This window comes from Roseateles flavus (assembly GCF_039872765.1).
Taxonomy (GTDB): Bacteria; Pseudomonadota; Gammaproteobacteria; order Burkholderiales; family Burkholderiaceae_C; genus Roseateles_B; species Roseateles_B flavus.
Genome location: NZ_JBDPZC010000001.1, coordinates 793,241 through 806,382, shown reverse-complemented (window position 1 = coordinate 806,382; position 13,142 = coordinate 793,241). Strand labels below are relative to the sequence as shown.

Below are 13,142 nucleotides of genomic sequence, written 5' to 3'. Positions count from 1 at the left end.
CCAAAGTCCCCGGGCTGCCGCACTCCTAGAATGGCCGCCTTTCAAGAGAGACCATGAGTTCGACCCTGCTGATCCTTCTGCCGCCGCGCGCCCGCCTGGGCCGCGCCGCGCACAGCGACGCGCCCCCGCGAGCCGGGCAGGGCGCCGAGCCTATGGAATTCGAATACCTGCTGAGCACGGACGGCCTGGGGCTCACGGCCCAGGGCCGCGCCCTGCCTGACGCGCTGCCTGCTGCGTCGGCCTGCGTCGCCGTGGTCCCCGACGGCGAGCTGAGCTGGCACCAGCTGAAGCTGCCCAAGGCGGCACGTGGCAAGCTGCAGGCGGCCCTCGCCGGCATGCTGGAAGAGCAGCTGCTTGAAGAAGCGGACGAGCTTCACTTCGCCGTCGCCACCCAGGCAGATGCCGACGAACGCTCCTGGGTCTGCGCCTGCCACAAGAGCTGGCTGCAGCAGCATCTCAACGCCCTGGAACAGGCAGGTCGGCTGGTGGAGCGCGTGCTGCCACTGAGCTGGCCCGGCGAAGCAGCGCGCGCCCATGTGCTGGACCGTCTGGGCGATGCCGAGGCCCAGGATCACGTGCTGAGCCTGATCCTCAGCGATGCCCGCGGCGTCACCCTGCTGCCCCTGGACGGCCCGCTGACCCGCCAGCTGCTGAGCCCCGGTGTGGGCGAGCTGGCCTGGACGGCCTCGCCCGACGCCGTGCAGGCTGCCGAGCGCTGGCAGGGTCACCCTGTGAGCGTGCTGGCCGCCAGCGCTCGCGCCCTGCAGGCCCTGCAGAGCCCCTGGAACCTGCGTCAGTTCGACCTCCTGCCCCGCACGCGCGGCCTGCAGGCCCTGCGCCAGTGGGGCCGGCAGCTGATGAGCCCCGCCTGGCGGCCGGCCCGGCTGGGCCTGGCGGGCCTGGTGCTGGTGCAGCTGCTGGCCATGAATGTGCAGGCCTGGCAGCTGAAGAGCCGGCTGCGGGGGGTGCAGGCCGAGATGAGCAGCCTGCTGATGGGCGCGTTCCCGGCGACCCGCGTGGTGCATGACGCCCCCCTGCAGATGCGCCAGGCCGCCGATGCCCTGCGTGCCCGCGCCGGCCTGATCGGCGAGCGTGACTTCGAGGCCCTGCTGAGCGCAGCCGCCACCGCCTGGCCCGCTGACATGCCGCCCGCCGAGGCCCTGAAATTCGAGGACGGCCGCCTGGCCTTCCCCGCCACGAGCTGGAGCCCGGCCCAGATCGAGGCCTTCAAGCGCCAGCTGGCCAGCGAGGGCTGGACCCTGGACAACCAGAACGGCCAGCTGCAGATCAGCCGCCAGCGCGGCACCGCTGCGGGCTCCTGAGCCCCTGGCACGGAAGAGACCCATGGACGCCCCGACCCGACGCCCCCTCCCGCCCCAGCTCCAGGCTCTGCAGCAGCACTGGCAGGCCCTGCAGCCTCGCGAGCGCACGATGCTCCAGCTGGGCGGCATCGCCCTGGCGGCCCTGCTGCTGTGGCTGCTCGCCCTGCAGCCCGCCCTGCGCGGCCTGCGCGAGACCCCGCCGCGCCTGGCCCAAGCCGAGGAGCAGCTGCAGCAGATGCGCCGCCTGGCCCAGGAAAGCAAGACCCTGAAGGATTTGCCGCCCGTGCCGCCCGCGCAGGCCGAGCAGGCGCTGAAGGCGTCCACCGAACGCCTGGGCGGCAGCGCCCAGCTGCAGGTCAGCGGCGATCGCGCCACCCTGCAGCTGCGCAACATCAGTCCCGAGCAGCTGCAGAACTGGCTGGCCGAGGCCCGCAGCGCGGCCCGCGCCCGCACCATCGAAGCCCAGATGCAGCGCAGCCCCACCGGCTACAACGGCGTGATCGTGCTGGCCCTGGACGGCGGAGCCGCTCCATGACCCGTCGCTCCACGCGCAAGCTCGCCAGTGCCGAGCCGCGGCTGCCGCGGCGCTGGGCCCTGGGCGGTGCGCTCGTGGGCGGCCTCGTCGGCCTGGTCCTGTGCGCACCGGCCCGATGGCTGGCCCAGGGCCTGGCGCAATCCAGCGGCGAGCACCTCCTGCTGGCCGATGCCAGCGGCAGCGTCTGGAACGGTTCCGGCGTGCTGGTCCTGCAGGGCGGCCCCGGCAGCCGTGACGCAGCCAGCCTGCCGGGGCGCCTGTCCTGGTCCGTGGGCCTGGACGGCTGGCAACCGGTGCTGCGCCTGCGCCAGGACTGCTGCATCAACGACACCCTCTCGCTGCGCGTCCAGCCCGGCTGGGGCCGCCTGCGCCTGGATCTGCCGGCCCAGGACCAGTGGCTGGCGCGCGTGCCGGCGGCCTGGCTGGGCGGCCTGGGCACGCCCTGGAACACCCTGCAGCTCTCCGGCTCGCTGCGCCTGAGCGCGCGCCAGCTCAGCCTGCAGTACCAGGGCGGCCAATGGCAGCAGCAGGGCCAGCTGGACTTCGAACTCGTCAACATCGGCTCGCGGGTCTCCACGCTCGCCCCGCTGGGCAGCTACAAGCTGAGCCTGGTGGGCGATGCCCAGAAGCCCGGGCTGACCCGCATCGAGCTGCAGACCCTGGACGGTGCCCTGCAGCTGCAGGGCCAGGGTCGTGTCGGCGAAGGCCAGCGCCTGCAGTTCCAGGGCGAGGCTTCGGCCGCCACCGGCCGCGAGACGGCCCTCAACAATCTCCTGAACATCATCGGGCGGCGCCAAGGCGCGCGCTCCGTCATCACGATCGGATGAGCATGAACACGCGTCCCCGCCTCAGCGTCCTGACCCTGGCCCTGGCCGCCCTCGCCTCGCAGTCCACGCCCTCCCTGGCCCAGGCCCCCTCGCAGCCCACCGCGGGCGCCCACAAGGCCAAGAAGCCTGGCGCCGCGGTCAAGGCCCAGACCCCGGTCACTCTCAACTTCGTCAATGCGGACATCGAGGCCGTGACCCGCGCCATCGGCGTGATGATGGACAAGCAGTTCGTCATCGACCCACGCGTCAAGGGCACGATCACGCTCTACAGCGAGCAGCCGCTGTCTGTGCACGAGGCCTATCTCAACTACCTGGCCGGCCTGCGCGGCCTGGGCTTCACGGTGGTGGAAAGCGGCGGCCTGCTGAAGGTGCTGCCCGAGGCCGATGCCAAGCTGCAGAGCAGCGCCGTCATCCTGGACAACGGTGCACCGCGCGGCGACCAGATCCTGACCCAGGTCTACCGCCTCAACTACGAGCAGGCCAACAACCTGGTGCCCGTGCTGCGCCCGCTGATCAGCCCCAACAACACGGTGCAGGCCAATCCCGGCAACAACACGCTGGTGGTGACGGACTACGCCGACAACCTCCAGCGCATCGCCAAGATCATCGCGGCCATGGACACCCCGGCCTCGACAGACCTGGAGATCATCCCGCTGAAGCACAGCGTGGCCTCCGACATGGCCGCCCTCGTGGCCCGCCTGTCCGATGGCGGCGGCGCGGCAGCGGCGCCGAACCAGCCCGCCCTGTCCAGCGGCGGCAGCGCCAGCGTGGTGGCCGATCCGCGCAGCAACTCGCTGATCGTGCGCGCCCCCAATGCGGCCAAGCTCGCTTTCGTGCGCAGCATCATCGCCAAGCTGGACGTGCCGGGCAGCGACAGCACCGGCAACATCCGTGTCGTCTACCTGAAGAACGCCGATGCCACCAAGCTGGCCACCGTGCTGCGCGCAGCCTTTGGTGCCGGCGGCAGTGGCTCCGCCGGCGGCGGCAGCAGCACGCCGGGCGGCTCGGGACTGGGCAATTTCGGCACCGGCAGCAATCCCAACGCCCCGATGACCAGCAGCGGGCAGGGCAGCAACAGCACCACCAGCAGCTCGGGTCTTTCCGCAGCGGCGACGCAGCCCGTCTCGTCCTCGCCCAGCCCCTCCACCGGCGGCTTCGTGCAGGCGGACCCGTCCACCAATGCGCTGATCATCACCGCGCCGGATCCGCTGTACCGCCAGATCCGCAACGTCATCGACCAGCTCGACGGCCGCCGCGCGCAGGTCTATGTCGAGACCCTGATCGTCAAGGTCGACGCCTCCAAGACCGGGGCCTTCGGCGTGCAGTGGCAGAACCTCTTCGGCACCAAGGGGGACAACACCCTCCCCGGCCTGGGCACCAACTTCGGCACCGGCGCCGGCAACATCATCCAGGGTTCGGCCGCGCTCTATGGCGGCTCGGCCAGCCTGGCCTCTGCCGTCAAGGATGCGCCGGCCGGCCTCAACTTCGGCCTGCTGAAGAAGATCGGCGACAAGTACACCCTCGGCGCCATCGCCAACTTCCTCGAGACCGAGGCCGGCGCCAATGTGCTGTCCACGCCCAATCTGGTCGCGCTGGACAACGAGGAAGCCAAGATCGTCGTGGGCCGCAACGTGCCCTTCGTGACCGGCTCCTTCACCAACACCGGCAGCAGCTCCGGCACGGTCAATCCCTTCCAGACCTTTGACCGCAAGGACGTGGGCATCACCCTGCGCATCCGCAGCCAGATCGGCGAGGGCGGCACGGTGCGCATGACGGTCTACCAGGAGAACTCCTCCATCGACCCGACCACCAAGGCCGACACCAGCGGCCCGGCCACCGAGAAAAGCTCCATCGAGACCACCGTCTCCGTGGACAACGGCGAGATCATCGTGCTGGGCGGCCTGCTGAAGGACGAGTTCGCCGACAGCGAGGGCCGCGTGCCCGGCCTGGGCAGCATTCCCATCATCGGCAACCTGTTCAAGAACACCGGCCGCAGCCGCGTGAAGACCAACCTCATGGTCTTCCTGCGCCCGGTGATCATGCGTGACCAGAAGTCGGCCGACGAGATCACCCTGGACCGCTACGAGTTCATCCGCGCGCTGCAGCAGGCGGGCCAGCCGGAGTCCAAGTTCGCCCTGCCCAACACCGGCGCGCCGTTGCTGCCCGGTGCCGACGAGAAGAAGCCCGGCCTGCCCCTGGGCCCCAGCAAGAACTGACCCCATGGCCAGCCGTCATCCCCTGCCCTATGCCTTCGCCCGCAGCCACACGGTGCTGCTGGAAGACGACGGCCAGCAGCTGACCCTCTGGGCCGCGCCCGAGGTGAGCTTCGCGACCCTGTCCGAGGTGCAGCGCCTCTACCAGGTGGACCGCATGGAGTCCCAGCCCCAGGCCCTGCTGGCCGAGCGCATCAGCAATGCCTATGCCGGCGCCGAGAGCAGCGCAGCCACGGTGGTCGGCGAGGTCGAAAGCGCGGTGGACCTCTCGCGCATGATGCAGGACCTGCCCGCCGTGGAAGACCTGCTGGAGGCGGCCAACGACGCCCCCATCATCCGCATGCTCAACGCCTTGCTGACCCAGGCCGCGAAGGATGGCGCCAGCGACATCCACATCGAGCCCTACGAGCGCGCCAGCTCCGTGCGATTCCGGGTGGACGGCACGCTGCGCGAGGTGGTGCAGCCCAACCGCGCCCTGCATGCCGCGCTGATCTCGCGCCTGAAGATCATGGCCGAGCTGGACATCGCCGAGAAGCGTCTGCCGCAGGACGGCCGCATCTCGCTGCGCATCGGCGGCCGTGCGGTGGACGTGCGGGTCTCGACCCTGCCCTCGGCCCATGGCGAACGCGCGGTGTTGCGGCTGCTGGACAAGTCGGAGTCCAAGTTCAGCCTCGAAGGCCTGGGCATGGACGGCGCGCTGCTGACCGAATTCAAGCGCCAGCTGCAGCAGCCGCATGGCATCGTGCTGGTCACGGGGCCCACGGGCTCGGGCAAGACCACCACGCTCTACGCGGGCCTGCAGACCCTGGACACCAGCACCACCAACGTGCTGACGGTCGAGGATCCGGTCGAGTACGAGCTGGCCGGCGTGGGGCAGACCCAGGTCAATGCCAAGATCGACCTCACCTTCGCCAAGGCCCTGCGTGCCATCCTGCGCCAGGATCCGGACGTGATCATGATCGGTGAAATCCGCGACTTCGAGACCGCGCAGATCGCCATCCAGGCCTCGCTCACGGGCCACCTGGTGCTGGCCACCCTGCACACCAACGATGCGCCCAGCGCCGTCACCCGCCTGATCGACATGGGCGTGGAGCCCTTCCTGCTGAGCTCCTCGCTGCTGGGCGTGCTGGCGCAGCGCCTGGTGCGCAAGCTGTGCCCGCATTGCAAACGGCCGGAGCCCGCGGATGAGAACGGGGTGATCCGCTATCGCGCCGTCGGCTGCGCCGAGTGCGGCCACAGCGGCTACAAGGGCCGCACGGGGGTCTACGAGCTGATGACGGCCACCGACCAGGTCCAGCACCTGATCCACAACCGTGCCGCCGAGAGCGAGCTGCTCGCGGCTGCCCAGGCCGCCGGCCTGCGCACCATGCGCGAGGACGGCGAGCGCCTGGTGGCGCTTGGCATCACCTCGCAAGAGGAAGTGCTGCGCGTCACGCGCGAGTGAGTGAGGCCGCATGCCTGCCTACAAGTACGAAGCCCTCAGCGAGGACGGCCGCAGCAGCAAGGGCCTGATCGAGGCCGACAACCCGCGCGCCGCGCGCGCCGCCCTGCGCGCGCAGAAGCTGGTGCCCGTGGCCGTGGAGGCCGTGGCTCAGCAGAGCGCCGAGGCCAAGCCCTCTTTGTTCGCACGTCGCGTCTTCAACCAGACCACGCTGACGGTCTGGACGCGCCAGCTGGCCGGCCTGGTGGCAGCGGGCCTGCCCATCGAGCGGGCCCTGACCTCCCTGACCGAGGAATGCGAGGACGAGCGCCAGCGCGAGCTGGTGGCCCAGCTGCGCGCCGAGGTCAATGCCGGTGCCGCCTTCGCCCGCGCCCTGGCCACCGCGCCGCGCGAGTTCGATCCCGTCTACCGCGCTGTGGTGGCCGCCGGCGAGCAGAGCGGCGCGCTGGGCCGCGTGCTGGAGAAGCTGGCCGATGACCTCGAGGACCGCCAGGCGCTGCGCGCCAAGGTCGTGGGGGCGATGGCCTATCCGCTGGTGGTCTGCGTGATCGCCGTGCTGATCGTGACCTTCCTGCTGACCAATGTGGTGCCCAAGGTCGCGGCCGTCTTCGTCAGCGGCAAGCAGGCCCTGCCGCCGCTGACCGTGTTCGTGCTCGCGCTCTCCGATCTGGTGCGGCACTGGGGCTGGCTCGTGGCCCTGCTGCTGACGGGGAGCCTGCTGGCCCTGCGCCAGGCCCTGCAGCGGCCGGCCTTCCGGGTCCGCTTCGATGCTCATCTCCTGCGTCTGCCTCTGCTGGGCCGCCTGGCCCGGGGCTACAACGCCGCGCGCTTCGCAGGCACCCTGGCCATGCTGGCCGGCAGCGGCGTGCCCATCCTGAAGGCCCTGCAGGCCGCCGCCGAGACGCTCTCCAATGCCGCCATGCGCGAGGACGCCATGGACGCCCTCGTGCTCGTGCGCGAAGGCGCGCCCCTGGGCCCGGCCCTGGCCGGCAAGAAGCGCTTCCCCGGCCTCCTGGCCATGTTCGCCCGGCTGGGCGAGCAGACCGGGCAGCTGCCCGAGATGCTGCAGCGCGCCGCCACCCAGCTCAGCGCCGAGGTCCAGCGCCGGGCCATGGCCATGGCCACCCTGCTGGAGCCGCTGCTGATCGTGGCCATGGGCGGCGTGGTGATGCTGATCGTGCTGGCGGTGCTGCAGCCCATCATCCAGATGAACGCCATGGTGCACTGACACCACGCCTGGCGAACGCGGGCGCGGCGCGGCCGTGAGGTATTGAACACAGCCCGGCAAATCCGGGCTTTCTCCAGTGCACGGCGGCGGGTGCTTTTTGCTTGAATGAACTCAGCCAGCCCGCATGGAGTTCATCATGAGCAGCCACGCCATCGCCTGCATGCCGCCGCGCATCCCCATCGCACAGATGCGGCGGGTGTTCGAGGTCCAGGACGTCGAGCGCAAGCTCGCCAAGCTTGCGCCGCAGGAGCACGAGCCCCTGCGCAGCACCTACCAGCGCATGCTGGAAAAGGGACCGGACCGCTTCCAGGTCAAGCCCTCCGGCCTGCTGAGCCTGGACCGGCTCTACGACGAGCTGCCCAACTTCCACGAGGTGCTGGACGACATCCGCCGCCAGATCGCCCTGTGCGCCGACAGCGGCGACGCGCTGGAGATCACGCCCCTGCTGCTGCTGGGGCCGCCCGGCGTCGGCAAGACGCATTTCGCGCGCCAGCTGGCGCAGCTGCTGAACACGGGCATGGGCTTCGTCTCCATGAGCTCGCTCACGGCAGGCTGGGTGCTGTCCGGCGCGTCGAGCCAATGGAAGGGCGCTCGGCCCGGCAAGGTCTTCGAGGCCCTGGTCGATGGCGACTACGCCAATCCGGTGATGGTGATCGACGAGATCGACAAGGCCGGCGGCGAGGCCACCTACGACCCGCTGGGCTCGCTCTACAGCCTGCTGGAGCACGACACCGCGGGCAGCTTCGTCGACGAGTTCGCCGAGGTGGCCGTGGACGCCAGCCAGGTGATCTGGGTGGCCACGGCCAACGAAGCGCGCAGCATCCCCGAGCCCATCCTCAACCGCGTCAATGTGTATGAAGTCCAGGCCCCCGACGTCGAGGCCGCACGGCGCATCGCGCGCCGCCTCTACGAAGGCATCCGCGGCCAGCACGACTGGGGCAAGCGCTTTGACGAGACGCCCAGCGATCCCGTGCTGGACCGCATGGCCGAGGTCGCCCCGCGCGAGATGCGCCGCGCCTGGATGACGGCCTTCGGCAATGCCAAGCTCGCCGGTCGCGCCACCGTGATCTGCGAGGACCTGCCGACCAGCACCGCGAAGCGCCAGCCGATCGGCTTCATGCACTGAGGGGTGCCCGGGGCAGGCATGGCTGGCTATCATCGCCGCCATGCCTGCCTCCCTGGACGACAAGCTCGTCATCGCCATCTCCTCCCGTGCGCTCTTTGATTTCGAGGAGGAGAACGAAGTCTTCGAGGCCGGGGACGACCGCGCCTACATGGCCCTGCAGCAGCAGCGCCTGGACCTGCCGGCAACCCCCGGCGTGGCCTACTCGCTGGTGCGCAAGCTGCTGGGCTTCAACACGCCGCAGCAGCAGCGCGTGGAGGTGGTGGTGCTCTCGCGCAACGACCCGATCTCCGGCATGCGCGTGTTCCGCTCGGCCCGCCAGCTGGGCCTGCCCATCCTGCGCGGCGTCTTCACCCGCGGGCAGTCGCCCTGGCGCTATCTGCGACCGCTGAACGCCCAGCTCTTTCTCTCGGCCAACGAGGACGACGTGCGCCAGGCCCTGGCGGCCGGTGTGGCCGCGGCCCGGGTCTTCCCGCAGTCGGCGCGCGCCTCGGCGGATCACCCCCAGGAGCTGCGCATCGCCTTCGACGGCGACGCCGTGCTCTTCTCCGACGAAGCCGAGCTGATCTACCAGCGCCAGGGGCTCGACGCCTTCCAGGCCCACGAGCAGCAGCACGTGATGCGCCCGCTGCCCGACGGCCCCTTCAAGCCCGTGCTGCGGGCCCTGCATGAACTGCAGCGGCATCCACAGACCGACATGCGCATCCGCACCGCCCTGGTGACGGCCCGCAGCGCGCCGGCCCACGAGCGCGCCATTCGCACGCTCATGGACTGGGCCATCGAGGTCGACGAAGCCATGTTTCTGGGCGGCCTGCCCAAGGGCGCCTTCCTGCGGGAGTTCGAGCCGGATTTCTTCTTCGACGACCAGGTCGGCCATGTGCAGAGCGCAGCGCCTCATGTCCCCTCCGGACATGTCAGCGGCGGTGTGACGAACTGCTAAGGCCTCGAGCTGCGACACAATCCGGCGCGCTGCGGGTGCTCCGGTGTTGGAAGGTGCGTCCGGGCGCCCCGGCCCCACCGGCCCCATCGAGGAGACCCAATGACAACAACATCCCGCTTCCGCCCCGCGCCGCTGACCCTGGCCTGCACCCTGCTCGCCCTGGGCCTGGCCACGGGTGCACAGGCCGGCCAGAACGGCTTCTACCGCCAGCCCGCTTTGCAGGGCAACACCGTCTACTTCGTCGGCGAGGGCGACCTCTGGCGCGTCCCTGTCCAGGGCGGCGAGGCCCAGCGCATCACCTCCCACGCCGGGCAGGAGACCCAGCCCGCCGTCTCGCCTGACGGCCAGTGGCTGGCCTTCACCGCCCAGTACGACAGTGGCACCGAGATCTACGTGATGTCCGCCAGTGGCGGCGTCCCCAAGCGCCTGACCTGGGAAGGCGGCGGCATGCGTGTCTGGGGCTTCAGCGCCAGCGGCGAGGTGATCTACACCGGCCTGGACAGCCGCCCGGGCACCCAGCTCTTCGCCGTCGACCCCAAGACCCTGCAGCGCCGCACCCTGCCCGTAGGTCAGGCGGCCGATGGCGCCCTGAGCGCTGACGGCAAGACCCTCTACTTCACCCGCGGCGGCCTGCGCGGCGACAACGCCCGCCAGTACCGCGGCGGCGGCCTCGCCCGGCTGTGGGCCCTGGACCTCTCCAGCGAGGCCGAGGCCCGCCCCTTCGTCGCCGAGGGCAGCAACGACCGGCGCCCCATGCCCTATCGCGTGGGCGGCGAGGATCGCGTGGCCTTCCTCTCCGACCGCGACGGGACCTACAACCTCTGGTCCGTCAACGCCCGCGGCGGCGACCTGCGCCAGCACACCCAGCACAAGGGCTGGGACATCCGCCATGCCTCGCTCGACGGCAGCCGCGTGGTCTACGCCCTGGGCGCGGACCTCTACCTGACCGACCTCGCGCAGGGCGGCGCCCCCCGCAAGCTGGACATCGCCCTGGGTGGCGACTTCGACCAGCAACGCGCCCGCTGGATCAAGCGCCCCCAGGACTTCCTGACCGAGACCGCCTTCGCCCCCAATGGCGAGCGCGTGCTGCTGGCCTCGCGCGGCCACCTGGCCACCCAGGGCGTAGGCCCGCTGCGCCGCGCCGAGCTGCCGGCGCAGGCCGACGGCGCCTGCAAGAAGGGCGAGTTCAGCAGCGACAGCAAGAGCGTCTTCGCCATCTGCGACTTCAGCGACGAGCAGGAGATCTGGCGCTTCCCCGCCAACGGCCTGGGCAAGCCGCAGCAGATCACCCATGACGCCAGCACCCAGCGCACCGGCCTCGTGCCCTCGCTGGACGGCCGCTACATCGCCCACACCGACAAGGAAGGCCGGATCTACCTGACCGACCTCAAGGCACAGCCCCAGCCCACGACACAGCTGATCGCCCAGGACAAGCTGGAGGGCAGCCCCGGCGACCTCACCTGGAGCAGCGACAGCAAGGCCCTGGCCTTCGTGATGCCGCTGCGCAATCCGGACCGCAACCAGCTGATGCTCTACACGCTGGCGGACGGCAAGACGCACCGCCTCACCAGCGACCGCTACGACAGCCATTCGCCCGCCTTCAGCCCGGACGGCAAGTGGCTCTACTTCGCCTCCGACCGCAACTTCCAGGCCACCGGCAACGGCAGCCCCTGGGGCGACCGCAACATGGGCCCCTTCTTCGACAAGCGCGGCAAGCTCTACGCCCTGGCCTTGCAGCCGGGCCTGCGCTCGCCCTTCGCGCCCAAGGACGAGCTGGAGGTCGAGCCCAAGGCAGACGCCAAGCCGGAGGCAAAACCTGACCCCAAGGCCGAGGGCAAGGCCGACGCCAAGCCTGACAGCAAGGCCAAACCGGCCCTCGTCACCGAAGGGCTGGCCCAGCGCCTGTACGAGCTGCCGGTCCCAGCCGGCAACTACCGCGCCCTGCGCACCGACGGCAAGCGCCTGTGGTTCCTGGACCAGGACCTGGAGCGCAAGACCAGCCTCAAGAGCATCGCCATCGACAACCAGGGCACGCCTGCCGAGGTGCTGTCTGGCGATGTGCGCGGCTACGAGCTCAGTGCCGACGGCAAGAAGCTGATGCTGGTGCGGGGCGCCGGCCCGGCCGCACCCGAGGTGCTGATCGTCGAGACCGCGCCCAAGCTGCCCTCGGAGCTCGCCAAGTTCCAGGTGCGCTGGAGCGACTGGCAGATCGCCACCCAGCCGCGCGCCGAATGGAAGCAGATGTTCACCGACGCCTGGCGCATGCACCGCGACCACTTCTACGACAAGGCCATGCACGGTGTGGACTGGAAGGCCGTGCGTGCCAAGTACGAGCCCCTGCTGGACCGCCTGACCGACCGCTACGAGCTGGCCGACCTGATGGCTCAGATGGTGAGCGAGGTCAGCGCCCTGCACAGCCAGGTCAATCCGGGCGACACCCGCCAGGGTCCCGAGGAGCCGGGCCTGGCCGGCCTGGGCGCACGCCTGACCAAGGTGGCCGAGGGCTGGCGCATCGAGCACCTCTACGAAGCCGATCCCGAACTGCCTGGCGAGGCCGGCCCTCTGGCCGCTCCGGGCCTGGGCCTCAAGGCCGGGGACGTGATCACGGCCATCAACGGCCGCAAGGCCACCGAGGCGCCGCACGTCTTCGAGCTGCTGCGCGGCCAGGCCGGCAAGCAGGTGCTGCTGGAGGTGAAGACGGCCGAGGGCAAGGCGGTGCAGAAGATCGTCGTTCCCGTGGCAGCACGGCGCGACAACGAGCTGCGCTACAACGACTGGCGCGTGAGCCGCGCCAAGGCCGTGGAGAAGGCCGGCGAGGGCCGCATCGGCTATGTGCACCTGCGTGCCATGGGCCCCAACGACATCGCCGACTTCGCCCGCGAGTTCTACGCCGCCAGCGACCGCGAGGGCCTGATCATCGACGTCCGCTACAACAACGGCGGCAACATCGACAGCTGGATCCTGGAGAAGCTGCTGCGCCGTGCCTGGGCCTTCTGGCAGCGCCGTTCGCCGGAGGGCTCCAAGCCCTATCCGAACATGCAGCACGTCTTCCGCGGCCACGCCGTGGTGCTGATGAACGAGGACACCTACTCCGACGGCGAGACCTTCTCCGAGGGCTTCAAGCGCCTGGGCATCGGTCCCGTGATCGGCAAGACCAGCTCGGGCGCGGGCGTGTGGCTGTCTGACCGCAACCGCCTGCTTGACAACGGCATCATGCGCGCCGCCGAGACCGGGCAGATGGACATCAACGGCAAGTTCCTCATCGAAGGCAAGGGCGTGACGCCCGACATCGAGGTGGACAACCCGCCGCGCGCCACGGCCCAGGGCCAGGACGCGCAGCTGGACCGCGCCATTGCCGAGCTGAAGAAGCGCATGGCCGAGCAGCCGGTGGTGCAGCCCAAGCCGGGCCCCTACCCGCGCCCCGTCAAACCCTGAGGCAAGACCTGGCCCCGATGGACAGGGGCCGGCGCAAACAAAACGGGAGGCTCGACGGCCTCCCGTTTTTCATGGTGC

At 70.4% G+C, this 13,142-nt stretch carries 9 protein-coding genes; all 9 read left to right on the top strand.

Annotated elements, in window-relative coordinates; all coding sequences use genetic code 11:
* Window positions 1–53: 53 nt before the first annotated feature.
* The 9 genes from gspL (at window position 54) to ABDJ40_RS03550 (ending at window position 13,064) form a co-directional block, all read left to right on the top strand.
* Entirely contained in the window at window positions 54–1,322 is a 1,269-nt protein-coding gene (gspL, locus tag ABDJ40_RS03590; RefSeq protein WP_347606171.1) for a type II secretion system protein GspL, read from the top strand.
* A gap of 22 nt (window positions 1,323–1,344) precedes the next feature.
* Window positions 1,345–1,857, top strand: a complete 513-nt coding sequence (locus tag ABDJ40_RS03585; protein WP_347606168.1) for a type II secretion system protein M — start codon at window positions 1,345–1,347, stop codon at window positions 1,855–1,857.
* Complete coding sequence (gspN, locus tag ABDJ40_RS03580; RefSeq protein ID WP_269631796.1) at window positions 1,854–2,684, top strand: type II secretion system protein N; 831 nt, start codon at window positions 1,854–1,856, stop codon at window positions 2,682–2,684. The genes ABDJ40_RS03585 and gspN overlap by 4 nt, the downstream gene beginning before the upstream one ends.
* Before the next feature lie 2 nt (window positions 2,685–2,686).
* Window positions 2,687–4,900, top strand: coding sequence for a type II secretion system secretin GspD (gene gspD, locus ABDJ40_RS03575; RefSeq protein ID WP_347606163.1), 2,214 nt, complete (start codon window positions 2,687–2,689; stop codon window positions 4,898–4,900).
* A 4-nt stretch (window positions 4,901–4,904) separates the two neighbouring features.
* Window positions 4,905–6,341 carry a type II secretion system ATPase GspE gene (gene gspE, locus ABDJ40_RS03570; protein ID WP_347606160.1) on the top strand — a complete coding sequence of 479 codons (1,437 nt, stop codon included), beginning with the start codon at window positions 4,905–4,907 and terminating at the stop codon, window positions 6,339–6,341.
* A gap of 10 nt (window positions 6,342–6,351) precedes the next feature.
* Window positions 6,352–7,566, top strand: a complete 1,215-nt coding sequence (gspF, locus tag ABDJ40_RS03565) for a type II secretion system inner membrane protein GspF (RefSeq protein ID WP_347606157.1) — start codon at window positions 6,352–6,354, stop codon at window positions 7,564–7,566.
* Window positions 7,567–7,702: 136 nt separating this feature from the next.
* Window positions 7,703–8,692 carry an AAA family ATPase gene (locus tag ABDJ40_RS03560; protein ID WP_347606154.1) on the top strand — a complete coding sequence of 330 codons (990 nt, stop codon included), beginning with the start codon at window positions 7,703–7,705 and terminating at the stop codon, window positions 8,690–8,692.
* A gap of 40 nt (window positions 8,693–8,732) precedes the next feature.
* Complete coding sequence (locus tag ABDJ40_RS03555) at window positions 8,733–9,629, top strand: 5'-nucleotidase (RefSeq protein WP_347606151.1); 897 nt, start codon at window positions 8,733–8,735, stop codon at window positions 9,627–9,629.
* Window positions 9,630–9,728: 99 nt separating this feature from the next.
* A complete protein-coding gene (locus ABDJ40_RS03550) occupies window positions 9,729–13,064 on the top strand; it encodes a S41 family peptidase (RefSeq protein ID WP_347606148.1) in 3,336 nt (1,111 codons plus the stop codon).
* Window positions 13,065–13,142 lie beyond the last annotated feature (78 nt).

What these genes read in the sequence shown, in the direction of transcription:
- gspL (WP_347606171.1), top strand. Translation starts at nt 54, where the DNA reads ATGAGTTCGACCCTGCTGATCCTTCTGCCGCCGCGCGCCCGCCTGGGC.
- ABDJ40_RS03585 (WP_347606168.1), top strand. Translation starts at nt 1,345, where the DNA reads ATGGACGCCCCGACCCGACGCCCCCTCCCGCCCCAGCTCCAGGCTCTG.
- gspN (WP_269631796.1), top strand. Translation starts at nt 1,854, where the DNA reads ATGACCCGTCGCTCCACGCGCAAGCTCGCCAGTGCCGAGCCGCGGCTG.
- gspD (WP_347606163.1), top strand. Translation starts at nt 2,687, where the DNA reads ATGAACACGCGTCCCCGCCTCAGCGTCCTGACCCTGGCCCTGGCCGCC.
- gspE (WP_347606160.1), top strand. Translation starts at nt 4,905, where the DNA reads ATGGCCAGCCGTCATCCCCTGCCCTATGCCTTCGCCCGCAGCCACACG.
- gspF (WP_347606157.1), top strand. Translation starts at nt 6,352, where the DNA reads ATGCCTGCCTACAAGTACGAAGCCCTCAGCGAGGACGGCCGCAGCAGC.
- ABDJ40_RS03560 (WP_347606154.1), top strand. Translation starts at nt 7,703, where the DNA reads ATGAGCAGCCACGCCATCGCCTGCATGCCGCCGCGCATCCCCATCGCA.
- ABDJ40_RS03555 (WP_347606151.1), top strand. Translation starts at nt 8,733, where the DNA reads ATGCCTGCCTCCCTGGACGACAAGCTCGTCATCGCCATCTCCTCCCGT.
- ABDJ40_RS03550 (WP_347606148.1), top strand. Translation starts at nt 9,729, where the DNA reads ATGACAACAACATCCCGCTTCCGCCCCGCGCCGCTGACCCTGGCCTGC.